Source organism: Cobetia sp. ICG0124 (genome assembly GCF_004006355.1).
Taxonomy (GTDB): Bacteria; Pseudomonadota; Gammaproteobacteria; order Pseudomonadales; family Halomonadaceae; genus Cobetia; species Cobetia marina.
Genome location: NZ_CP024893.1, coordinates 2,940,483 through 2,963,277, shown reverse-complemented (window position 1 = coordinate 2,963,277; position 22,795 = coordinate 2,940,483). Strand labels below are relative to the sequence as shown.

Sequence of the window (22,795 nt, the reverse complement as noted above, 5' to 3'; positions counted from 1 at the left end):
GGGCGAATTGGCCATGCCACCAAGGGGGCACGTGGACTGTCTGGCGTGTTGCATTCTTCTCAACCCGGACTGAGCGCGCTGACCTCGCTGCTGGCTGCCGGCATGGTGATCGTCAGTCTGCTGGTCGCGGCCTGGCTCTTCAGTGCGCAGCTGGAGCGGACCCAGCATGAGATACAGGGACAGCGCATCGCCGCCCTCGCGCAACGCATCGCGCGGCTGCCTGAGGTGCGCGCCACCTTGAGCGAAGCCAACGCCTCGCAGGCAGCGCCTCCCGTCGCGGACAGCCGCCTGGCGGCACGCATCGAGCGGCTGCGCCGCGAGAATGCCGTCGACTTCATCGTGGTGATGCGTCCGGACGGCGTGCGACTCAGTCACCCGGAGCCCGCGCGGATCGGCCAGCCGTTTCAGGGGGGAGACGAGCAACGTGCGCTCGGAGGCGCAGCCTATCTCTCCGAATCCCGCGGTACGCTCGGCGAAAGCCTGCGCAGCTTTGCCCCGGTGATGGCCTCTGCATCCGATGGCGAAGCGCGTTCCGTCATCGGCGCCGTTGCCATCGGCATCACGCTGGATTCGCTGGGACGGCGGCTGGCCGATGAGAAGCGTCAGCTGCTGATCGGGTTGGGCATCCTGATGCTGTTCGGCACGCTGGGGGCGCTGGGGCTGGCACGCTATCTGCGCAGACAGCTCAAGGGGCTGGAGCCGGCGGCCATCGCGCGTCTGGTGGAAGAGCATCAGGCGGTGCTGGCCAGCCTGGAAGAGGGCATCATCGTGGTCGACCCCGAGGGGCATGTCACCCTGGTGAATGCCGCGGCGCGCGAGCTGCTGGGGACGGCCCCCGAACCGGGAGAATGCCTTGAGGCGTGGTTGCCCGATACCGGCATGCACGAGTGTCTAGCCGCGCACTCGCCGGTGGCGGAGCAGGACGCGGCTCGCCTGCGTCAGGTCACCCATGACGGGCGACGATTGTGGGTGCGTTGCCAGCGGGTGCATGATGGCGAGCATCTCATGGGCGGCGTGCTGGTATTGCGTGAGCACGACCGCATGCAGCGCCTTGCCGAGGAGCTGACCGGCGTCCGCCGACAGGCAGAGTCACTGCGCGCCGCGCGCCATGAGTTTCGCAATCGGTTGCATGTGTTGTCAGGGCTGACGCAGATGCAGGACCTCGACGGCCTGCGAGATTACCTGGCATTGCTGGTGGAGCGGGAGCTGCCAGCGGATGCCGCGGCCGCCGAGCGCATCGCGGACCCTCTGCTGGCAGGATTGCTGATCGGCAAGCACAGTGAGGCTCGCGAGCGTGGCATCGCGCTCAATGTCGAGCTGGACGTCGAGTGGCATCATGCACGGCCCGAGCACCGGGAGATGCCCGGCGCAGCGCTGTCTCAGTCCGAGTTGTCTCAGGCCGTGCTGCCGGTGCTGGAGCGCAGCTTGAGCCATGATCTGGTCAGCGTGATCGGCAATCTGCTCGACAATGCCTTCGAAGCGCTGGAGGAAATGGACGATGCCACACACGCCCCGGCCGTCACTCTGAGCCTGATGCTGGAATCCGTGGGTGAGGCGTCAGAGGCCCAGTTGTCGATCAGCGTGGCAGACAACGGCCCCGGCATGTCGGCGGAGCTCATGGAGACGGCGCGCGCGGCGGGGGTAAGCAGTCGTGGTGAAGGTCGCGGGCTGGGGCTGTCGCTGGTACAGGAGATCGTGACCGCGCGCGCGGGAGACTGGCACTTCTACTCGCCCCCGGGCGGCGGCACCCTGGTCGAGCTGACCTTGCCCTGCCAGCGGTCGCCCACTGCGGCGCCCTGAGCGCATTTCGCATGATCAAGGAGCCTGAGCGCATGCGTGTGCTGATAGTCGAAGACGACCCCATGGTCATGCGTCTCAATGTCGAATACCTCAATCGTATCGATGGCATGCGCCTGGTCGCCCAGTGCGAGGATGTCGCCGCGGCGCTGGAGGTGCTGGCGCAGGAGGCGGTGGACCTGGTGCTGCTGGATGTCTATCTGCGCAGCCGCAGCGGTCTGGAGGTATTGCGCTGGTTGAGACGCCATGCCGCCCCTGACATCCAGGTGATCCTGATCACCGCCGCCAGTGAGGCGGACACGGTGCGCAGCGCGCATGCGCTCGGGGTTTGCGATTACCTGGTCAAACCCTTCAGCTTCGCCCGCTTCCAGCAGGCACTGGCACTGGCACGGCGTGGTCGCCAGCAGCTGGAGAGTCTCGAGGGGGAGGTCAGTCAGCAGCAGCTGGACCAGCTGTTCGGCTCGCACATGGCGGTCAGTGGCGCGGCGGGGACGGTGTCTGATGGCCGCCTGCCCAAGGGTGTGACGGCAGCGTCCCTGGCGCTGGTCGCCGGTGCCATCCAGGCGCTGCCACGCGCTGAAGACAGTTTCACCAGCGAGGCGTTGCTGAGCGCCACGGGCATGTCGCGCGTGACCATCCGCAAGTACCTGCGCCATCTGGCGGCCTGCGGCATGCTCAGCGAGGCCTTCCACTACGGCCAGATAGGCCGCCCCTCCTTCACCTATCAGGTCATCGATCGTCAGGCGCTTGCCAGGCAGTGCCGGCTCCCCTGACCAATGCCTCAGCGCCGCTGCACGATATCGCGGATCAGGCGGCGTCCCGGGTGCAGGTGCTCGGCCAGTTCGCGCTCCAGCGGCAGCGGCTCGCCGCACAGCTGTGAGGCGATCAGCTCCGCACACAGCGGTGCGGTGGTGAAGCCGCGTGAGCCATGCGCGGTGGAGAGCCACAGGCCGGGCAAATGGGCGCCGCTCAGTGACGGCACGCGCTTTTTCGCATCGAAGGCCATGGCGGCGTAATCCTCACGCCATTGCGCGGCGTCCGGTGCCGGGCCGGCCAGCGGGCTCTTGTCGGGGCTGGCGGCGCGCCAGGCGACACGCCCCTGCCAGGCATCGTCTTCCAGCCTGACGCCACGCGCCTGCTCCCAGGCAGCGACGAAGGCGGGCAGCGCACTGCGCAGCTCGGCGACATTGGCGATGTGGTCTGCTTCACGTACCGAGTCATCCTCATCGCGCGGGGCGAAGGTCGCGCCGAAGCTGAGCGTCACGCTGCCGTCGGCGTGACGCTGACAGGGCGAGACATAGCCACCGGCACACACCACGCTGTCGAGCATGGGCAGCCCTGCTGCCTGTTCGGGCGGCACCGTGATCTCGCTGACCTGACCACGAATCGGCTGCAGCGGCAGATGCGCGAGCGGCTCGGGCAGGTGTGTCTGCTCCCCCAGCGCGACGATCAGCTGATCCACTTCCAGACAGCTGCCGTCGCTGGCTTGCAGCTGCCAGCGTGGCGCGCCGTTGCCTGTCTTTCCGCCTTCCTCTCTGCCTTCCTCGGCCCCCAGCGACTGAATGGCCTCGATGCGCGCCTGCCGAAAGTTGACGCCCGGCGTGGCGGCGAGGTGCTGACACAGCGCCTTCGGACGCACCCAGCCCGCGACGGGATAGAAGAGGCCATCGAAGGTGATCTCGCTGCCGGCGATCTGGCTGGCCTGGTCGGCAGTGACCGGCCTGAGCAGCGCCTCGGGCAGCGGGTGATTGTCCGCGAAGCGCTGTTGGCGCTTGCGCTCACGCTCGCTGGTGGCCAGCTGCAGCACGCCGCTGGCGGACCACAGGGTCTGCTCGGGGTCGAGGCTTGCCAGCCAGCGCCGGCTGTATTGCAACGCGGCCAGCTGGAAGCGGCTGGCAGGGTTGGTCTCGGCGGCCAGCTTCACGTAGAGCGCCCCCTGGGTATTGCCGGAGGCCCGCGCACCGGGGGCTTCGGCGTCGATCAGCGTGACCTTCACGCCACGCCGCGCCAGCGCCTCGGCGCAGCTGGTGCCGGCGATGCCAGCGCCAAGTACCGCGACGTGTGTCTCGCGGGAGATGGGCGCCGGCTGGGGCGGCTGCGTCCAGGGCTGTTCCCGGCGCAGCGGATGAAGCACCCCGCGCTGTGCGGGCAAGCCCCATCAGCTCGGCGCGCGCCGCCGAGGTGGCAGCGTCCAGCTCGCCGCAGATCATCTCGCGCTTCATGCCATGGCCGGGCACCTTGCGCCAGGCGAAGCCTGCCGCCCGCAGGCCGCGCCGCACGAAGCCCGCGGCGGTGAAGGTGGCGAAGGTCGCCTCGGGATGCGAGATGCCGGCCATGGCCGCGAACAGCGCCGGTGACCACATTTCCGGATTCTTCGACGGCGAGAAGCCATCGAGGAACCAGGCATCCACGCCTCCTTCGAGGCGTGACAGGCGCTCGACGGCATCGCCGAAGTGCAGATCCAGCGTGATGCGCTCATCCAGCCACAGACGATGCACGCCGAGTACCGCAGCCGGCCATTGTGCCACCAGCGGTTTCGCCAATGAGGCGAGATCCGGCCAGGCGGACAGCGCGCGTTCGAGGTCCGCGGCACGCATCGGATGCTTTTCCACCGAGACGACATGCAGGCGTGCCTCGGCGGGTGCCGTGGCCAGAAAGCGCTGGGCGGCGCACAGGATGTTGAGGCCGGTGCCGAAGCCGGTCTCGCCGATCACGAAGGGGCGCGCTTCCCGCCAGTCACGGAAGCGCTCGCTCAGCCGGTTGCTGTCGAGGAAGACGTGTACGGTCTCGGCGCGGCCATCGTGGATCGAGAAGTACACATCCCCGTAATCCATGGCCTGTGGGGCCGCGTCATCCCATTCAAGGCGTGCCTCTTCCAGCGCGGCCAGCGGTGCCAGCGGGACCTCCGGCACCACGCCGGGTGCCGTGACAGGGTCGATCGCGCTCGGTGGCGTCGTCGCAGGCTTGCGTGTCATGGCGTCCGGCCTGTCCTTCGGCGCCGCGTCGGACACTGACGATGCGGACGGCTCAGGCGTGGCGGAAGCGGGCTGGCGGGGGGAGGAGGGACGATCGTTCACGGGCATTCCTGGCAGGAGGTCGAGCGGGAGAGCAGGGCATCAGGGCAGTGGCCGGGCAACGTCTCCAACGCAGACGACGGACAGCCAGGCTGTCCGTCGTCAGGGGGCGAAGCCGCCGGTCACCGGCCGAGCGGCAGTCAGGACTAGGGCAGTGTCTGCTTGAACGGCTTCACTTCGGCGCTTGCATAGACACCGGCGATGACGAAGGGATCGGCATCGGCCCACTTCTGGGCCTCTTCGAGGGAATCGAACTCGGCGATGATGACGCTGCCGCTGAAGCCGGCGTCTCCCGGTGCTTCGCTGTCGATGGCCGGGTTGGGGCCGGCGATGACCAGACGGCCTGCGGCATTCAGGGCCTCAAGACGTGCCAGATGTGGCGGTCGTGCTGCCATGCGCGCTTCGAGACTACCTTCGACATCCTGACAGACAATGGAATACAGCATCACGAATCATCCTTATGTGAAGAGGTGGAAGAGGAAGACTCTTCCTGAGGGGCCTGCACCATGTGACGGGACAGATAGACGCCCTGAACGATGACGAACAGCAGTGTCAGGCCAAGCATGCCGAACAGCTTGAAATCGACCCAGATGTCTTCCGAATAGTGGCTGAAGACATAGATGTTGAGGCCGCCCATGGCGAGGAAGAATACCACCCACGCCAGGTTGAGGCGGTGCCAGATGGCACGCGGCAGCTGGATCGCCTTCTCCATCATGCGCTCCACCAGCGGCTTGCCGCCGAACAGCGGCGAGAGCAGGAAGGCGACGGCAAACAGCCAGTTGACCACGGTCGGCTTCCACTGGATGAAGGCGCTGTTGCCGAACAGCACGGTCGCGCCACCCAGCACGACGACCAGCGCCAGCGTGACCAGCTGCATCTTCTCGACACGCTTGTGACGCCAGTAGATATAGAGCACCTGGGCGAGGGTGGCAGGGATCAGTACGGCCGTGGCCATGATCATGTCGCCAGTCGTCTTGTAGACGGCGAAGAAGATCACGATCGGCAGAAAGTCGAGCAACATCTTCATGAGAAACACACACTCCTGGACACGACGGCGGTGCCGTCGGGAAGGCAAGGGCTTGTGCGAGTGGTATCCTTTGGCAACCAGCGGCGCACCCTTGCCTGCATGCGTTCATTCTGCCGCCATTGCTGCCTGCTGACAAAGCCCATGTGCGCGCGCTGCCCCAGCGTTTCGAGACGGACATCGAGGTGCCGGACATCGACCTGCACATGCACTCGACCGCCTCCGATGGCGGCATGGCGCCGGCAGAGCTGGTCGCGCTGGTCGCGCGGCGCGGCGTCTCGCGCATGTCACTGACCGATCACGACAGCATGGAAGGCATCTTCGAGGCTCAGCAGGCGGCGATTGCCCATGGCGTCACCCTGCTGCCGGGCTGCGAGCTGTCCGTGCGCTGGCGCAATCAGACCATCCACCTGGTGGCGCTGATGCCCGAGGGCGCCGGAGACGCGTTGAGCGCCGGCCTCAGGCAGCAACATGATGCACGTGAGCGGCGCAGTCACGAGATCGCCGCGCGCATGGAGAAGCTGGGACTGAGTGATGCCATGCAGCGTGCCCGTGAGCAGGCCACGCTCAGCGGGTCGGGAGACCGCCCCCTGTCGCGGCCCGACTTCGCGCGCGCGCTGGTGGAGGCGGGGCTGGCCCGTGATCTTCAGGATGCCTTCAAGCGTCACCTGGGCTCCGGCCAGAAGGGCGACGTCAAGGCACACTGGCCCGAGATGGAAGAGGCGGTGGGATGGATACGTGCCGATGGCGGTGTCGCGGTGATGGCGCACCCGATGCGCTACAAGCTCACCCGCACCAAGCGCGGTGAGCTGCTGCGGGACTTCATCTCTGCCGGCGGTGAGGCCGCCGAGCTGGTCAGCGGCTTCCAGAACATCGACCGTGCGCGTGACCTGGCGCGTCAGCTGGATGAACTGGGCCTCTATGCTTCCGTCGGCAGTGATTTCCACTTCCCCGGGGGGCCGCTGGCACCCGGCAGCATGAGTCCGCCACCGCGCACCAGAGTGCCGCCCGTCTGGTGTCATCCGCGCCTTGCACCCTTTTTTGCGGCCGCCACCGCCACCATGTGATAGACGCAAGGAGCGCCGCATGGGACAGTTTTTCCAGATACACCCTGAAAACCCGCAGAAACGTCTTATCGATCAAGCGGTTGCCATCATTCGGCAAGGGGGCGTGATCGCCTACCCGACCGATTCCGGCTATGCACTGGGTTGCCACTTGGGCGAGAAGAAAGCCATCGAGCGCATCAAGCGTCTGCGTGAACTCGATGACAAGCACAACTTCACCCTGATGTGCTCGGATCTGTCGGAAATCGGTACCTACGCCAAGGTGGACAATGCCGTCTTCCGACTGCTCAAGAGCCACACGCCCGGAGCCTTCACCTTCATCCTCCACGCGACCACCGAAGTGCCACGCCTGCTGTTGCATCCCAAGCGTCGCTCCATCGGCGTGCGCGTACCGGACCATGCCATCACGCATGCCTTGCTGGAGGCACATCACGAACCGCTGATGAGCGTGACGCTGATTCCGCCGGGCGAGGAGCTGCCGATGACGGACCCGGAAGAGATCCGCCAGCGCTTCGGGCATGCGCTGGATCTGATCATCGATGGTGGGGCCTGCCGCCTGGAGGCCACCAGCGTGGTGGACCTGCGCGACCTGCCGCCCGTCATCGTGCGCGAAGGACGAGGCGACATCTCGAACTTCGTCGAGTGAATGACAACGCCCCCGGACCTTGCGGTCTCGGGGGCGTTGTCATTTCCGAGGCGGGCTCAGGTCCGGGTTCTGGGTCTGTCTCAGGCTCTGGTTCAGGCTCAGGCTCGCGTGGGTCACGCGTGTCTTCATCCAGCCAGGTGCCGCAGAACTTGCAGTACTTGGCATTGCGATCATGGCCCTCACGGCCACAGCCGGGGCAGGCTTCATCGCTGGTCTGCTGCATGCGCAGGCCGTTGAGCACCTCGGCCGAGAACACGCCGGTGGGCACGGCGAGAATCGAATAGCCCAGTATCATCATCATCGCCGAGATGAACTGGCCCAAGGGCGTGATGGGGGCGATATCGCCGTAGCCCACCGTGGTCAGCGTCACCACCGCCCAGTAGAGCGCCTTGGGGATGGAGGTGAAGCCGGCTTCCGGGGGTTCGATCAGATAGATCAGGGCACCGAATACCGTGATGATGCTGAGTACGGTGATGAAGAACAGCAGGATCTTGCGACGACTGCGCGCGAGAGCCTCGACCAGCATGCGACCTTCGCCGACGAAGGCCATCAGGCGCAGCACGCGGAACAACCGCAGCACGCGCAGCACGCGCACCACCAGCAGTGCCTGCGCCCCCGGAATCAGCAGCGAGAGCCAGGTCGGGGCGATCGACAGCAGGTCGAGCACGCCGTAGAAGCCCTTCGCCCAGGTGCCGGGATGTTTGAGGCAATAGAGGCGTACTGCGTATTCCAGCGTGAACAGCAGGGTGAAGGTCCATTCCAGGATGCGGAACAGCTCCCCATGGCGGGCATTCAGCGATGGCACGCTATCGAGCATCACCACGGCGACGCTGGCGAGAATCATCGCGACCAGCGCGATATCGAAGGCCTTGGCCGCCTTGGTGTCGGACTCGAAGATCCAGTGGAACAGCCGGGCGCGCAGCCTGCCGCTGGCCGGCTCGAAATCGCTGGAGCGAGGGGGCAGCGCCTCCGTCAGCGCCACCGCATGGACATGACCGGGATGCTGACTGGCGGCCAGGCGCGAGGCCAGGGCCGAGAAGGCGGCCAGGGCGTGATCGTGCCAGCGCATGTCATCTTGCTGCTGGCGGTCGGCATGTGCATCCAGGGCATCGATGGCCGCGGCGAGCAGGGCATTCGTGTCGGTGGTATCCAGCGTCTTCTCGTGCCATTCGCCATCTCTGAGTGCGGCACCGCGGCGTGCCTTGCTGGCATCTGCCGGGCGCAGGGCCAGTCGGCTGGCCAGGGATTCCGCCAGCGCCCACAGCACCCCTTCGCGCTGCTCGGCGCTCAGGTCGTCACCGCCAGTGAGTTCCAGTTCGATCTCGCGGATGTGCGTCTCCCGACCTGCTGCCTTCACGTGGCCGAGATCCAGCGCCATCTCGACGCCGACCGACACCCGCCGTCTGGCCATCCTGCGTCACCGTCAGTTCCAGCTGCCAGGCATGACGTTCGAAATCCGTGCTGAAGGTAGGGGCGAGGGCGCCGAGCAGGTGCTCACGCGGACCTTCCTCAAGCGCCTGCAGAGGGGGAAGGCCGCGCAGGCCACCGAGATCGAGGCCTGTCTGGCCGTCGGGCAGCGCCCATTCCCACTCGCCGCGCGAATGCAGGCCGCCATGGCTTTCGCCACTGGTCTTGAGGGTCTGGCGCAAGGGGCCCGGACTGTCGGCATCCTCTCCACTGCGGCGCAGGCGCAATGCCATCTTGGCGCGTTCCAGTGCATGCTCAGGCGTGTCGAAATAGGTATTGGCCAGCCAGCGACGACGGGGCGTGGTGCCAGCCAGTTCCGCGATGTCCGCAAGACGTTCCAGAATCGCCGTGCGTCCGAGGCCGCTGTGGGTCAGCGCCAGCTTGAGTTCGATTTCCTGCGCCATGACGTTCCCCCGACTGCCGCTGATGTTGCGTGAAGTACAACAGCATGGCGGTATCGTGTCGTTACGATGAAAGTTATGTGATCGTCACAAAGGCTTTGCTACACTCCGCGCGTCAATCCTTAACGCCGACGGCCACTATGGTAACGACCAACCCTTTCTCTTCGATGTTCGGGCGCTCGCCTTTCAAGGCGCTGCACACCCACATCATCAAGACAGACGACTGTGCCCAGCACTTGCTGACCTTCTTCGACGCCTGCGAACAGGGTGATTGGGATCAGGCGGCCAGCATTCGTCAGACCATCAGCAAGCTGGAGCGTGAAGCGGACGAACTGAAGACGCAGCTGCGTCTCAATCTGCCCAATTCGCTGTTCCTGCCGGTATCCCGTTCCGACCTTCTCGAGCTGATCCATGTCCAGGATTCCATCGCGAACGTCACCAAGGATATCGCCGGCATCATGCTGGGTCGCCACATGCAGATACCCACCGCGCTGGTGCCCGCCATGCGTGAGTATCTGAAGACTGCGGTCGAATCGGTCTGCCAGGCGCGCCGTGCGCTGGGCGAGCTGGAAGATCTTGTCGAGTCCGGCTTCGGGCGCAACATGAGCGAGCTGGTCGACAAGCTGATCAATGAGCTGCATGAGCTCGAGAAGCAGTCCGACGAACAGCAGATCGCGATCCGCCAGACCCTGTTCTCGCTGGAAGCCGCTCTGCCACCGGTCGACGTGATCTTCCTCTACAAGATTATCGACTGGGTCGGCGATGTCGCCGATCAAGCTGAAAAGGTCGGTACCCGACTGCAGATCCTGATGGCGCGCTAAGCGCTGTCAGGACGTCCTGCCATCTGCTCAAGAGTTCCCTAATGTCCATCATTGCTCAATACGGCGATGTGCTCGTCATCCTTGCCTGCGTATTCGGTTTCTTCATGGCGTGGGGTGTAGGCGCGAACGATGTCGCCAATGCCATGGGTACCTCGGTTGGTTCCAAGGCCATTACCATCAAGCAGGCGATCGTCATCGCCGTGATCTTCGAATTCCTCGGTGCCTGGCTGGCTGGTGGTGAAGTCACCGATACCATCCGCAAGGGCATCATCGACCCGTCACTGCTGATCCAGAATCCGCAGTTCCTGGTCTACGGCATGCTGGCATCACTGCTGGCCGCCGGTATCTGGCTGCTGATCGCGTCCATGAAGGGCTGGCCGGTCTCCACGACCCACTCCATCGTCGGTGCCATCGTCGGCTTCGCGGCGGCGGGTCTCGGCGTGGATGCGGTCGAGTGGCCCAAGGTCGGTCAGATCGCGGCCTCCTGGCTGGTCTCGCCGCTGCTGGCGGGCTCCATCGCCTTCGTGCTGTTCAAGTCCGTGCAGACGCTGATCTTCGACAATGACGACCCGTTCGCGGCCGCCAAGCGCTATGTCCCGATGTACATGTTCCTGGTCGGCTTCATCATCTCGATGGTGACCATGGTCAAGGGCCTCAAGCATGTCGGGCTGCACCTGAGCTTCGAGTCCAGCCTGCTGCTGGCCGTCGTCATCGGTGCCATCGTGATGGGGATCGGCGTGCTGATGGAGCGCAAGGTCGCGCGTTCTCGCCTCAAGGAGAAGAATCGCGCCACCGGTGATGATTTCGACTTCAGCGGCGTCGAGAAGGTCTTCGGCCTGCTGATGATGTTCACCGCCTGTGCCATGGCCTTCGCCCACGGCTCCAACGACGTGGCCAACGCGGTCGGTCCGCTGGCAGCCATCATCAGTGTCGTCGATTCCGCCGGTCAGATCGGCGCCAAGGCCAGCATGCCCTGGTGGGTACTGGTGCTGGGTGGCGGCGGTATCGTCGTCGGCCTGGTCACCTATGGTCGCCGCGTCATCGCCACCGTCGGTACCGGCATCACCGAGCTGACCCCGTCTCGTGGCTTCGCGGCCACCCTGGCGGCGGCCTCCACCGTGGTGCTGGCCTCCGGCACCGGCCTGCCGATCTCCACCACCCACACCCTCGTCGGTGCGGTGCTGGGGGTAGGTCTGGCACGCGGCATGGCAGCGCTCAACCTGCGCGTGATCGGCACCATCGTGATGTCCTGGCTGATCACTCTGCCGGCCGGCGCGATCCTGTCGATCCTGTTCTTCTTCATGTTCAAGGGCATGTTCGGCTAAGCCGACATCTGCCTCAGCGCAAAAAAAGAGAGGCGACCTTCGGGTCGCCTTTCTCGTTTAGGCCGCATGGATGTCAGGGGGCGTCGCTCGCCGTGCAGGCTGCGGCGCTGATATGATGATTCATGGGCATGCCTGACATGCCATTTTCCCTCCCTCCTGCACGGAGCTGGCTCTTGAACACGCGTTTTCCCTTCGCGGACTGGTTTCGCAACTCCTCTCCCTACATCAACGCTCACCGTGGGCGCACCTTCGTCATTCTGATCGAAGGCGATGCGCTGTCTTCCTCACGACGAACGCAGTTGATTCAGGATCTGGCGTTGCTGCACACCCTCGGCGTGCGACTGGTGGTGGTGTTCGGCGTGCGTCCGCAGGTCAGGGAAGCACTGGAGGGAGTGGGAATCGAGGCCGAGCGTCATCAGGGGCGTTGGGTCGTCACCCGTGACATCCTCGCGCATCTGGAGCAGCAGGTCGCCACGTTGCGCCTGCGCCTGGAGGCCAGCCTGTCTCTGGGGCTGCCCAATACCCCGCTGCATGGTGTCGAGCTCTCCGCCGTGTCGGGCAATCTGGTGATGGCCAAGCCGCTGGGCGTGCGAGAGGGCGTCGACTTCCTGCACGGTGGCGAGGTGCGTCGGGTGCGCAGCGAGGCCATCCAGGGGCTGCTTTCCCAGCAGGCCATCGTGGTGCTGCCGCCGCTGGGCTTCTCCAGCACCGGCGAAGTCTTCGACCTCGATGCGGCCGAGGTGGCCGAGCACGCGGCCGTGGCGCTGGCCGCCGACAAGCTGATCCTGCTGGGAGAAGGGGAGGGGCTGTTCGATGAGCATGGCGTACTGTTGCGTCAGCTCAACCCTGAACAGGCCGCCGCCCTGGCACCGCCACGTGAGGATGACAGCGAACTGTCTCGTCATCTGGCCGCGGCCTGTGGTGCGGCGCGGCGCGGCGTCGGTCGCACTCACCTGCTCAGCTGGCGGGATCGCGATGCGTTGCTGGGCGAGCTGTTCACCCGCGACGGGATCGGCACCATGATCACCCGCCAGGGCTACGAACAGCTGCGCAAGGCACGCCTGGAGGATGTCGGAGGATTGCTGGCATTGCTGGGGCCGCTGGAGCAGCGCGGTATCCTCGTCGCTCGCTCGCGTGAACGCCTCGAGCACGAGATCGACGACTATGTCGTGCTCGAGCGTGACGGCATGATCATTGGCTGTGCAGCCCTGCATGTCAGTCGTGACGCTGCCATGGGTGAGCTGGCCTGCGTGGCCGTGCATGATGACTACCGTCGTGGCCAGCGGGGTGAGCAGCTGCTGGCCGAGATCGAGGTGCGTGCACGGCGTGGTGGCCTCACGCATCTGTTCGCGCTGACCACACATACCCTGCATTGGTTCATCGAGCACGGCTTCGTGTCGGCCGGCCTGGATGACCTCCCGCCGATGCGCCGAGAGATCTACAACTCCGCGCGCAATTCCAAGGTGCTGATCAAGGCGCTCTAGTCACGACCCGACATTCTCTCCGGCCTTCCAGCGATGACGGTACTCACTACCCTGTGCGCTCCGTGATCGCTGACAGGCCAAGCGTCTGCTCCACGCGATGTGTGACTTCAGGTTGCGATGAGACAGGTACGGCCCCCAGAGGGCATGGAAAGTATCTTTAGGGCAAGGATGCCCGGGCATGGATGCCCGATACTGCCCCCTGTGATGTATCCGATAGGGAGCTCGGACCCTGTCCGAGGCGAGTGTCAACTGACCTGGAACGACCACCAGGTGGCACTGGCGACTCCCGGGCCAGCGACAGGCAGACCACCTGTCAGGCCCAGCAATCACGATGGAGGTCTGCTCTCCAGGTAACAGGCATTCGTCGTGATGACTGACCCTTCAGTTCCCTGCGTACTTGGGCCGGCTCTTGCCGGCCCTCTTTTTGTGCGTTTCACGAGGATGGGTCAAGTGAATCATCCACGACACCTGCCCGGGCGCGGTTTCTGTCGTCGAGCGGGGATGAATTAAATCAGAATCATATTGATTAACGAACTGGCAACCGCGATGGGCGCTGGCGAACTCTGGTATCCTTGGAAGACGTGATTCGATGATGACCACCCCTTTCCTGCATAGAGTTCTTTCAATGGCCTCCAAGGTGACACGGCACTGGCGCCCCCGCTCTCTGCTTCAATTGGTATTGATGGCATTCATGGTGGTGATGCTGCCGATTGCAGTGCTGATGTTCCAGGCGGGTCAGGCACTCTCCGAGCTCTCGGAGCTGGCCGATGTCAGCGCTCGCCAGGCGGTTGACCAGACTCGCCGAGCCCGCACCCTGACCAATCTCGCCGTCGAGATGGAGCGCAGCGCACGCCAGTACGCGGTGCTGGAAAATCCGGATCTGATGAAGATCTACGCTGACAAGGCCAGTGCCTTCCGCGAGCTGCTGGACGAGCAGGCGCGCCTGCTGGGCGAGGGAGACCCGCGCGTAAGCGAACTCAAGGGCTCGCTGTCGCAACTCGAGCGCATGCCGGAGATGAGCGTGGCGCAGGTCAGCAGTCATCTCGAGGACTTCGGTCCCTTCTCCATCCAGGCCAGCGGCCTTCTGAACTCCACCCGTGAACTCGTCGATGCCCGCATCGAGGGCATTCGTGCGCGCGCCTCCCAGGTGAAGACTCAACTGTGGTGGCAGACGGCCGCGCTCGTCTCCATCAGTCTGTTGCTGATGCTGTTCTTCACCTGGCTGATCATTCGTCCCATCCGTCAGCTGGAGCGGCGCATCAATGGTCTCGGCAGCGGCACCGACCGAGAGGGTCCGCTCATCATCAAGGGGCCCGCCGAGCTGGTCCAGCTGGGTGAGCGTCTCGACTGGCTGGCGGCGCGTCTGGATGAGCTGGAAGAGCAGAAGCAGCAGTTCCTGCGTCACATGTCGCATGAGCTCAAGACACCGCTGGCCAGCATCCGTGAAGGCACCGGGCTGTTGATCGATGAGATCGCCGGCCCGCTCAGCCCGCATCAGATGGAAATTCTTGGCCTGCTGGATGACTCCAGCAAGGAATTGCAGAAGCTGATCGAGCAGCTCCTGGACTACAATCTGCTGCAACACAATCAGGGGCTCGAACGTAGCCGCTTCGATGTGCACGAAGTCTTCAAGGAAGTGCTGTCAAAGCACCGCCTGGCACTGGAGAAGAAGGGCATGCGCGTGCACCTGCCACCCGCCAGCCTCAGCTGGGAGGCGGATCGTCCGCGTACCGGCCGGATTCTCGACAACCTGATCTCCAACGCCATCGCCTATGGGGAAGATGGCGGCGATCTATGGCTGAGGGCGCGCAAGGAGCGTCGCCAGCTGGTGATCGAGGTCGCCAACAGCGGCGAACCGATCGCTCCGAAGGACCGCGATCACCTGTTCCAGCCCTTCTATCAGGGCGCGGTGAAGCGCAAGGGGCCGCTCAAGGGCTCCGGTATCGGTCTTTCGGTGGCCGCCGACAGTGCTCGCGCCCAGTTTGGTCAACTGGCGCTGGTGGAGGACGCCAAGGCCGACGTCTGTTTCCGCCTGACCTTGCCGACCCCCAGCCGCTCACCCTCCTCTAGTCAGGAAGGTGAGCAGGTCCTGCTGGGGGGTGACAGTGCACCCCATACCACATGAAATGGCACCCGAGAGTGCCATCAGACACGCAAGGAAGAGAAGTGATGAAGGGTCAACGACTGTTGACGGGAATCACCACCGGCATGCTGGTCAGCTTGCTCAGTGCCTGTGGCGCCCTGTCGAATATCACCTTGCCGGGCAACGAACACGTCGCCGATACTCCCAGCGTTCAGGACAGCTGTCATGGGGCGGGCGATCTGCCCGATTTCAAGGAAGGAAACTGCCTGCTGGATGAGTGGGTCGCCTTTGCGCTGCAGGCTCAACGCGGCAACGATCAGTGGCGCGACAGCACCCTGATGCAGCTGGAAGGCAACCGCCATGACCGTCGTCTGGCGCGTGCCATCGTGCTCAGCTGGGGAGACGAGTCCGATTGGGAACTGGCCTCTGACCTCTACAAGGCGGACCTGCCCACCGCGCCGAGTCGTCTGCAGCCGCTGCTGCGCCAGTGGCTCAACGGGCTGGAGGAGCGTCGCGGCCTGATCGCGGATCGCGACAAGAGCGAAGGCGTCCGCCGCAAGCTGAGTGCCGAGAACGCCCAGCTCAGCAAGAAGCTCGAGGCGCTGACCGCCATCGAGGAAGCCATCAATTCTCGCCGTCAGACCACGCCCTGAATCCGCAAGGAGAGTTAGTGTGAAATACGCTCAAGCGCATATTCTGCTCGTGGATGACGATGCAAGTCTGCTCAAGCTGCTCGGCATGCGTCTCGAAAGCCGTGGCTTCAAGGTCACCACCGCCAGTAGCGGCCGTGAGGCGCTCAGCCGTCTGGAGGCGGCGCGTCCTGACCTGGTGCTGTCTGACCTGCGCATGGACGAGATGGATGGCATGGCGCTGTTCGGTGAGCTGCAGAAGCGTCAGCCGGGCATGCCGGTCATCCTGCTCACGGCGCATGGCTCGATCCCGGATGCCGTCAGTGCCACTCGTCAGGGCGTGTTCAGCTTCCTGACCAAGCCCGTCGACAAGGATGAGCTGTTCGCGGCCATCGACGAGGCGCTGGCCCAGGCGCCGCCCGTAAAGGAGGGTGACGATGCCTGGCGTGCCGGCATCATCACGCGTTCCCCGCAGATGGAGCAGATTCTCGAGCAGGCACGCATGGTCGCGGCTTCCGATGTCAGCGTGCTGGTCACCGGCCCGTCCGGCTCCGGCAAGGAGCTGATGGCCAAGGCCATCCACAACGCCAGCCCGCGTGCCTCGCGTCCCTTCGTCGCCATCAACTGTGGCGCGCTGCCGGAGCAACTGCTGGAAAGCGAGCTGTTCGGTCACGCCAAGGGCTCCTTCACCGGTGCGGTCAGCGCGCACCAGGGCCTGTTCCAGGCGGCGGATGGCGGCACCCTGTTCCTCGATGAGATCGGCGACATGCCGCTGGCGTTGCAGGTCAAGCTGCTGCGTGCGCTGCAGGAGCGTCAGATCCGCCCGCTGGGCTCCACGACGTCAGTGCCCATCGATGTGCGCATCATCTCCGCCACGCACCGCAACCTCGACAAGGCGATGCATGACGGCGACTTCCGCGAAGATCTCTACTACCGCCTCAACGTGGTCAATCTCAAGCTGCCCGCCCTGCGCGAGCGTGCCGAGGATGTGCCGCTGCTGGCCAAGTACCTGATCAGCCAGGCGGCTGCCCGCCACAAGCCGTTCGTGAAGGGCTTCTCGCCGGAAGCGCTCAATCTGCTGGCCTCCAGTGCCTGGCCGGGCAACGTGCGTCAGCTGGTCAACGTGGTCGAGCAGTGTGTCGCCCTCACCAGCTCCTCGATGATTCCGGAAGCGCTGGTCTCCCAGGCGCTGGCCGCAGAAGAGAACGCCTTGCCGTCCTTCTCCGAGGCGCGTGCCGGTTTCGAGCGCAGCTATCTGATCAAGGTGCTCAAGATCACCGAAGGCAACGTGACCCAGGCCGCGCGGATCGCCGGGCGCAACCGCACCGATTTCTACAAGCTGCTGGGACGTCATGATCTGGAGCCGGGCGCCTTCAAGCCGGGCGCCGAGCAGGGACCGCCTGACTTTTGATCCAGCGCGCCCGAAGCTGCGCGAAAGGCGTAAGGTCAAAAGCGATCCAGCGCGTGCGCAAGGCGAGTGATCAAGAGCGGTTCGGTGTATCTGACGTGAACCGCCCATGAAAAAGCCCCGTTACCGGTTTCGGTAGCGGGGCTTTTTTCGGTCTGGTGGCGCATCAGTGCCGATCAGGTGCTCAGGGCCTGGGCTTGTAGCGGCGCTTGACCTCGACGGCCAGACGACCCTCGCCGAGGCGGATCGAGAGCATCTCGCCGGGCTGGGTCTGATGGGCGGCGCGGATCACCTTGCTGTCGTCCGCTGCCGGCGTCTGGCTGCCGCCGACGCGCTCGACGATGGCATAGCCGCGGTTGAGCACGTTGAGCGGGCTGACCGCGTTCAGTGCGCGCATCGCGCCTTCCAGTCGCTCACGATCCGCTGCCAGCCGGCGCGGCAGGGCATTGTCGAGGCGTGGTGTCAGCATCGCCAGCTGCTGGCGATGGCGCTGGATGTCGCGTGCGGGGCTGGCCTGCTGCAGGCGGCGGGTCAGCTGGTCGGCCTTCTGCTGCTCACGGGTCATGCGCATGCGCACTGCGGCGTGCAGGCGGCGCTCCAGCTCACGGGCTTGCTGACGCTGGGCCTGCAGCTCGCGCGCCGGATGGCGCAGGCGCGAGCGGGCGTGATCCAGTCGCTGTGCCGCCTGATCGAGCCGTCCGCGCTGAGCGCGCCACAGACGCTGCGTGAGGGCAGCCAGCTGCTGCACCTGGGCACGTTGATCCGGATACAGCGCCTCGGCGGCGGCGGATGGCGTGGGCGCGCGCAGGTCGGCGGCCAGTTCCGCCAGTGTGGTGTCAGTCTCGTGGCCGATGGCCGCCACCACCGGCAGGCGCGAGTGGAAGATCGCGCGCGCCAGATGCTGGTCATTGAAGGCCCACAGGTCCTCGAGACTGCCGCCGCCCCGCGTGATCAGCAGCGCATCGCAATCGCTGTCGCGATTGGCCATCGCCACCGCACGAATCAGCTGGGGTACCGCCTGTGGCCCCTGCACCGCCACCGGCAGCACGCTCAGGCGTGCCTGAGGCCAGCGCTTGCGGGTCACCGCGATCACGTCCTGCAGCGCCGCGCCGGTCGCGGAGGTGATCACCCCCAGATGGCGCGGCGGGTGGGGCAGGGCGCGCTGATTGGCGAACACGCCCTCGGCTGCCAGCTGCTCCTTGAGGCGTGCCAGGCGCGCCAGCCACTCCCCCAGCCCCGCCTGCTGCAGCGCCTCGACGATCAACTGATAGTCGCCACGCGCCTCGAACAGCGACACCTTGGCGCGCACCCGCACCCGGTCACCATCCTTGGGCTTCTCACGCAGGAACTGGGCGCGGCTCTTGAACAGCGCACAACGCACCTGGGCGTTGTCATCCTTGAGCGTGAAGTAGCAGTGGCCAGAGCGTGGCTGCGAGAAACCCGAGATTTCCCCCTCGATCCAGAGCTCCCCCAGCCCCCGCTCCAGCAGGCGCTTGGACTCACGATTCAGCTGGGTGACGCTGATGGCATCGGCGGCAGACGATGTTTCGAACACGCGGCAATCCTTGTGTGAGGGCTTGTGGGGCCGCAGGCCACGTCGTACGGGGCTCTAGTTGACCAGATGGTTAATGTCAGGGGGGGACGAAATCGCGAGATTGATAGCCTGCGACGTTTGTCTCGAGTGGGGCGAATGGGTTATCATGGGTGATTACCTCGCAGCAACCGCTAGAACCGTAGTCATGGTGCCCGTCCATCGGGCCCTGCACTGCGGCTTTCGCGCATCCCTCATAAACTGCTACTGGGCGTTCGACATGCTACGTATAGCGCAAGAAGCTCTGACGTTTGATGACGTTCTTCTCGTCCCCGGCTACTCCGAGGTCCTCCCCAAGGACGTCAGCCTGAGATCACGTCTCACACGCGACATCAGCGTCAATATCCCGCTCATCTCCTCTGCGATGGATACCGTCACCGAAGCTCGCCTGGCCATCGCCATGGCGCAGGAAGGTGGTGTCGGCATCATCCACAAGAGCATGAGCATTGCCCAGCAGGCCGCGGAAGTCCGCAAGGTCAAGAAGCACGAGAGCGTCATCGTGCGTGACCCGGTCACTGTCAGCCCGAAGGCCAAGATCCAGGATCTGCTGGCGATGTCCGAGGAGCATGGCTACTCCGGCTTCCCGGTGGTCGAGGGTGAATACCTGGTCGGCATCGTGACCGGTCGCGACATGCGCTTCCAGCCTGACTTCAGCGATACCGTCGCCGGCATCATGACCGGCCGCGACAAGCTGGTCACCGTGCTGGAAGGCACGCCGCTGGAACAGATCAAGGCCAAGCTGCAGGAAAGCCGCATCGAGAAGATGCCGATCGTCGATGACGAATTCCGCCTGCGCGGTCTCGTCACCGTTCGCGACATCGAGAAGGTCAAGACCTACCCGAACGCCGCGAAGGACAGCAACGGCAGCCTGCTGGTCGGCGCCGCCGTCGGCACCGGCCCGGAAACCCCGGACCGCGTCGCGGCTCTCGCCGAAGCCGGCGTTGACGTCATCGTCGTCGACACCGCTCACGGTCACTCCAAGGGCGTGATCGACCGCGTCGCCTGGGTGAAGGAGCATCATCCGAAGATTCAGGTCATCGGTGGCAACATCGCGACCGCCGAAGCCGCCATCGCCCTGGCAGAAGCCGGCGCGGACGGCGTCAAGGTCGGCATCGGCCCGGGTTCCATCTGCACCACGCGCATCGTCGCCGGTGTCGGCGTGCCGCAGATGAGCGCCGTCGCCAACGTCGCGGCCGCCATGGCCAAGTACGACGTGCCGGTCATCGCCGATGGCGGTATCCGCTTCTCCGGTGACATCGCCAAGGCCATCGCCGCAGGCGCCAGCATCGTCATGATCGGCGGTCTGCTCGCCGGTACCGAGGAAGCGCCGGGTGAAGTCGAGCTGTTCCAGGGTCGTACCTACAAGGCGTATCGCGGCATGGGTTCCATGGGCGCCATGTCCCAGACCCAGGGTTCCAGCGATCGTTACTTCCAGGACAAGAACGCCGGCGTCGAGAAGCTGGTACCGGAAGGCATCGAAGGCCGCGTGCCCTACAAGGGCATGATGAGCGCCATCGTGCACCAGCTGATGGGCGGCCTGCGTGCCTCCATGGGCTACACCGGCAGCCAGACCATCGAAGAGATGCGCACCAAGCCGCAATTCGTGCAGATCACCGGTGCCGGCTTCGCCGAATCCCACGTCCACGACGTGCAGATCACCAAGGAAGCGCCCAACTATCGGCGCGACTGAGACATAGCGAAGCGCGATGCAAAGCGGGAGCCCTACACGGGTTCCCGCTTTGCTTAGGTCGAAGAAACTTCTGGTCTCGGCTATTCTCGGCGCCAGATTGTGTCGACCCCGCGCTCCCTCGCAGCTCCGAAGCGGGTCACATGACTCCCCAATGAGAGACTGAAGATGCAAGACATCCATTCCCACAAGATCCTGATCCTCGATTTCGGCTCCCAGTACACTCAGCTGATCGCACGTCGCGTGCGTGAGCTGGGCGTGTTCTCCGAGGTGCGTGCCTTTGACATCACCGAGGAAGAGATCCGCGAGTACAACCCCAACGGCATCATCCTGGCCGGTGGCCCGGAATCCGTGACCGAGCTGGACTCGCCGCGTGCGCCGCAGTGCGTGTTCGAGATGGGTCTGCCGGTGTTCGGCATCTGCTACGGCATGCAGACCATGGCCGAGCAGCTCGGCGGCAAGGTCGAAGGCTCCAACGTGCGCGAATTCGGCTATGCCCAGATTCGTGTCGATGGTGAGTCCGCGCTGTTCAAGGACATCAAGGACCACCTGGACGACGAAGGCCGTCCGCTGCTCGACGTCTGGATGAGCCACGGTGACAAGGTCGCGAAGGTCCCGGAGACCTTCACCGTCACCGCCTCCACCCCGAGCTGCCCGATCGCCGCCATGGCGTGGGAAGAGAAGCAGTTCTACGGCGTGCAGTTCCACCCGGAAGTCACCCACACCCTGCAGGGCCAGCGCATCCTCGAGCACTTCGTGATCGAGATCTGCCAGTCCGAGCGCCTGTGGACCCCGGCCAAGATCATCGAAGACCTGACCGATCGCGTTCGCGCCCAGGTCGGTGACCGCAAGGTGCTGCTCGGCCTCTCCGGCGGCGTCGACTCCTCCGTGGTCGCGGCGCTGCTGCACAAGGCCATCGGTGACCAGCTGACTTGCGTCTTCGTCGACAACGGCCTGCTGCGCAAGAACGAAGGCGACCAGGTCATGGAAACCTTCTCGCGCCACATGGGCGTCAAGGTCATCCGTGTAGACGCCGAAGACCTCTTCCTCGGCAAGCTCAAGGGTGTCAGTGACCCGGAAGCCAAGCGCAAGGCCATCGGCAACACCTTCATCGAAGTGTTCGATGCCGAAGCCGCCAAGCTCAAGGACGTCGACTTCCTCGCCCAGGGCACCATCTACCCGGACGTGATCGAATCCGCTGCCAGCAAGACCGGCAAGTCCCACGTCATCAAGTCCCACCACAATGTCGGCGGCCTGCCGGACGACATGAAGATGGAACTGGTCGAGCCGCTGCGCGAACTGTTCAAGGACGAAGTCCGCAAGGTCGGCCTCGAACTCGGCCTGCCGTACGACATGGTCTACCGTCACCCCTTCCCGGGGCCGGGTCTGGGCGTGCGTATCCTCGGTGAAGTGAAGAAGGAATACGCGGATATCCTGCGTGAAGCCGACGCCATCTTCATCGAAGAACTGCACAACTTCGACTGGTACCACAAGACCAGCCAGGCGTTCGCTGTCTTCCTGCCGGTCAAGTCCGTCGGCGTCGTCGGCGATGGCCGTCGTTACGAGTGGGTCATCGGTATCCGTGCCGTCGAGACCGTCGACTTCATGACGGCCCGCTGGGCGCACCTGCCGTATGAGCTGCTGGAGAAGGTCTCCAACCGCATCATCAACGAGCTGGAGCACGTCTCGCGCGTCACCTATGACGTCAGCAGCAAGCCGCCGGCCACCATCGAGTGGGAATGATTCCAATTAACTCACTCCTGCCTGGCTTTCTGCAGGTTCAGCCGGACGCCGTGGGCGGAGTGGAAGAAGCCGAAACCGGCCAGTGGCCGGGTGGCACCGTCGGGAGTCTGCCAGTAGACATCGGCGCGGTGGTTGCGGACTTCGTGCATCACGGCGTCGTATTTCAGCAGCAGGGAGTCCGGTTCGGGCTTTTCGGTCTTGACGTTCCATTCGGTGATGACCAGCACGTAGTCACCGAGCTGTGGTTGATAGGTCGATTCGAGATGCGCTTCGGTGAGCGTCATCGGTAGCGTGTCGCCATCCTCGGAGAGTGCGAGGTGGTGACTGAGGTAGTCGCCGATTTGATCCACCAGTGGCTTCGGCAGGGGCTGGCCTGGTGTCTGCTCACCAAGGGCTGCCAGTGCCGGCGCGGCGATCAGCAGGTCTTCGCGCGGGAACTGGAGCGTGAGGTGCAGCGTGTGCTGCGGTTGCTGCTCGAATGTAAGCACGCTGCCGGGCAGGGCGTGGGCGTGAGCCGTCTCGATGAGGCCATCACGGCAAGGGGGAGCAGG

General features: G+C 64.8%; 19 protein-coding genes and 1 pseudogene. 12 read left to right on the top strand and 8 right to left on the bottom strand.

Features of this window, described 5'->3' with window-relative positions; genetic code table 11:
* Positions 1-45 precede the first annotated feature (45 nt).
* Positions 46-1,800: a sensor histidine kinase gene (locus CU110_RS13730; protein WP_240499609.1), complete on the top strand. Its 1,755-nt coding sequence runs from the start codon at positions 46-48 to the stop codon at positions 1,798-1,800.
* A 32-nt stretch (positions 1,801-1,832) separates the two neighbouring features.
* Complete coding sequence (locus CU110_RS13725) at positions 1,833-2,570, top strand: response regulator (RefSeq protein WP_084209824.1); 738 nt, start codon at positions 1,833-1,835, stop codon at positions 2,568-2,570.
* 8 nt (positions 2,571-2,578) lie between these two features.
* Here the strand turns inward: CU110_RS13725 and mnmC are convergent, their stop codons facing one another.
* The 4 genes and pseudogenes from mnmC to CU110_RS13710 form a co-directional block, all read right to left on the bottom strand.
* A complete protein-coding gene (gene mnmC, locus CU110_RS18105) occupies positions 2,579-3,931 on the bottom strand; it encodes an FAD-dependent 5-carboxymethylaminomethyl-2-thiouridine(34) oxidoreductase MnmC (protein WP_346427145.1) in 1,353 nt (450 codons plus the stop codon).
* A 121-nt stretch (positions 3,932-4,052) separates the two neighbouring features.
* A pseudogene (mnmD, locus tag CU110_RS18100) lies at positions 4,053-4,631 on the bottom strand (tRNA (5-methylaminomethyl-2-thiouridine)(34)-methyltransferase MnmD); the annotation flags it as partial.
* A gap of 386 nt (positions 4,632-5,017) precedes the next feature.
* A complete protein-coding gene (locus CU110_RS13715; protein ID WP_077378958.1) occupies positions 5,018-5,317 on the bottom strand; it encodes a YciI family protein in 300 nt (99 codons plus the stop codon).
* Positions 5,317-5,898: a septation protein A gene (locus tag CU110_RS13710; protein ID WP_077378961.1), complete on the bottom strand. Its 582-nt coding sequence runs from the start codon at positions 5,896-5,898 to the stop codon at positions 5,317-5,319. Before CU110_RS13710 ends, CU110_RS13715 begins: the two co-directional genes overlap by 1 nt.
* A 203-nt stretch (positions 5,899-6,101) precedes the next feature.
* Between CU110_RS13710 and CU110_RS13705 the strand changes: the two genes are divergently transcribed.
* Positions 6,102-6,962, top strand: coding sequence for a PHP domain-containing protein (locus CU110_RS13705; RefSeq protein WP_127736943.1), 861 nt, complete (start codon positions 6,102-6,104; stop codon positions 6,960-6,962).
* Positions 6,963-6,981: 19 nt separating this feature from the next.
* Positions 6,982-7,605 (top strand): L-threonylcarbamoyladenylate synthase, encoded by a 624-nt coding sequence (locus tag CU110_RS13700; protein WP_077378966.1) that lies wholly within the window; start codon positions 6,982-6,984, stop codon positions 7,603-7,605.
* Here the strand turns inward: CU110_RS13700 and CU110_RS13695 are convergent.
* Positions 7,559-9,016, bottom strand: coding sequence for an ion transporter (locus CU110_RS13695; protein ID WP_346427144.1), 1,458 nt, complete (start codon positions 9,014-9,016; stop codon positions 7,559-7,561). The two genes, CU110_RS13700 and CU110_RS13695, sit on opposite strands and share 47 nt — an antisense overlap.
* Entirely contained in the window at positions 8,901-9,476 is a 576-nt protein-coding gene (locus CU110_RS13690; protein ID WP_127736347.1) for a CYTH domain-containing protein, read from the bottom strand. Before CU110_RS13690 ends, CU110_RS13695 begins: the two co-directional genes overlap by 116 nt.
* Positions 9,477-9,613: 137 nt before the next feature.
* On the opposite strand from CU110_RS13690, the gene CU110_RS13685 reads away from it, so the two are divergent.
* The 6 genes from CU110_RS13685 (at position 9,614) to glrR (ending at position 17,226) form a co-directional block, all read left to right on the top strand.
* Positions 9,614-10,294, top strand: coding sequence for a TIGR00153 family protein (locus CU110_RS13685; RefSeq protein ID WP_077378976.1), 681 nt, complete (start codon positions 9,614-9,616; stop codon positions 10,292-10,294).
* Positions 10,295-10,335: 41 nt separating this feature from the next.
* Positions 10,336-11,619: an inorganic phosphate transporter gene (locus tag CU110_RS13680; protein WP_084209374.1), complete on the top strand. Its 1,284-nt coding sequence runs from the start codon at positions 10,336-10,338 to the stop codon at positions 11,617-11,619.
* Positions 11,620-11,792: 173 nt separating this feature from the next.
* Positions 11,793-13,103, top strand: a complete 1,311-nt coding sequence (gene argA, locus CU110_RS13675; protein WP_077378983.1) for an amino-acid N-acetyltransferase — start codon at positions 11,793-11,795, stop codon at positions 13,101-13,103.
* 682 nt (positions 13,104-13,785) lie between these two features.
* Positions 13,786-15,228 carry a HAMP domain-containing sensor histidine kinase gene (locus tag CU110_RS13670; protein ID WP_240665399.1) on the top strand — a complete coding sequence of 481 codons (1,443 nt, stop codon included), beginning with the start codon at positions 13,786-13,788 and terminating at the stop codon, positions 15,226-15,228.
* Positions 15,229-15,272: 44 nt separating this feature from the next.
* A complete protein-coding gene (locus tag CU110_RS13665; protein ID WP_077378987.1) occupies positions 15,273-15,839 on the top strand; it encodes a hypothetical protein in 567 nt (188 codons plus the stop codon).
* A gap of 19 nt (positions 15,840-15,858) precedes the next feature.
* Positions 15,859-17,226, top strand: coding sequence for a two-component system response regulator GlrR (gene glrR / locus CU110_RS13660; protein WP_127736341.1), 1,368 nt, complete (start codon positions 15,859-15,861; stop codon positions 17,224-17,226).
* 181 nt (positions 17,227-17,407) lie between these two features.
* Here the strand turns inward: glrR and xseA are convergent, their stop codons facing one another.
* Positions 17,408-18,778, bottom strand: coding sequence for an exodeoxyribonuclease VII large subunit (gene xseA / locus CU110_RS13655; RefSeq protein ID WP_084209372.1), 1,371 nt, complete (start codon positions 18,776-18,778; stop codon positions 17,408-17,410).
* Positions 18,779-19,034: 256 nt separating this feature from the next.
* On the opposite strand from xseA, the gene guaB reads away from it, so the two are divergent.
* Together guaB and guaA are read left to right on the top strand one after the other, a co-directional pair.
* Entirely contained in the window at positions 19,035-20,504 is a 1,470-nt protein-coding gene (guaB, locus tag CU110_RS13650) for an IMP dehydrogenase (protein ID WP_077379374.1), read from the top strand.
* A gap of 165 nt (positions 20,505-20,669) precedes the next feature.
* Positions 20,670-22,244, top strand: a complete 1,575-nt coding sequence (gene guaA, locus CU110_RS13645) for a glutamine-hydrolyzing GMP synthase (protein ID WP_077379004.1) — start codon at positions 20,670-20,672, stop codon at positions 22,242-22,244.
* 11 nt (positions 22,245-22,255) lie between these two features.
* Here the strand turns inward: guaA and CU110_RS13640 are convergent, their stop codons facing one another.
* A complete protein-coding gene (locus CU110_RS13640) occupies positions 22,256-22,732 on the bottom strand; it encodes a hypothetical protein (protein ID WP_127736339.1) in 477 nt (158 codons plus the stop codon).
* Positions 22,733-22,795: the final 63 nt, after the last annotated feature.

Bases quoted from the DNA above. Each gene is read 5' to 3' on its own strand.
- CU110_RS13680 (WP_084209374.1), top strand. From the start codon at position 10,336: ATGTCCATCATTGCTCAATACGGCGATGTGCTCGTCATCCTTGCCTGC.
- guaA (WP_077379004.1), top strand. From the start codon at position 20,670: ATGCAAGACATCCATTCCCACAAGATCCTGATCCTCGATTTCGGCTCC.
- CU110_RS13715 (WP_077378958.1), bottom strand. From the start codon at position 5,317: ATGCTGTATTCCATTGTCTGTCAGGATGTCGAAGGTAGTCTCGAAGCG.
- CU110_RS13685 (WP_077378976.1), top strand. From the start codon at position 9,614: ATGGTAACGACCAACCCTTTCTCTTCGATGTTCGGGCGCTCGCCTTTC.
- CU110_RS13690 (WP_127736347.1), bottom strand. From the start codon at position 9,476: ATGGCGCAGGAAATCGAACTCAAGCTGGCGCTGACCCACAGCGGCCTC.
- CU110_RS13695 (WP_346427144.1), bottom strand. From the start codon at position 9,016: ATGGCCAGACGGCGGGTGTCGGTCGGCGTCGAGATGGCGCTGGATCTC.
- CU110_RS13710 (WP_077378961.1), bottom strand. From the start codon at position 5,898: ATGAAGATGTTGCTCGACTTTCTGCCGATCGTGATCTTCTTCGCCGTC.
- CU110_RS13700 (WP_077378966.1), top strand. From the start codon at position 6,982: ATGGGACAGTTTTTCCAGATACACCCTGAAAACCCGCAGAAACGTCTT.
- CU110_RS13705 (WP_127736943.1), top strand. From the start codon at position 6,102: ATGCACTCGACCGCCTCCGATGGCGGCATGGCGCCGGCAGAGCTGGTC.
- CU110_RS13665 (WP_077378987.1), top strand. From the start codon at position 15,273: ATGAAGGGTCAACGACTGTTGACGGGAATCACCACCGGCATGCTGGTC.
- CU110_RS13725 (WP_084209824.1), top strand. From the start codon at position 1,833: ATGCGTGTGCTGATAGTCGAAGACGACCCCATGGTCATGCGTCTCAAT.
- guaB (WP_077379374.1), top strand. From the start codon at position 19,035: ATGCTACGTATAGCGCAAGAAGCTCTGACGTTTGATGACGTTCTTCTC.
- CU110_RS13670 (WP_240665399.1), top strand. From the start codon at position 13,786: ATGGCATTCATGGTGGTGATGCTGCCGATTGCAGTGCTGATGTTCCAG.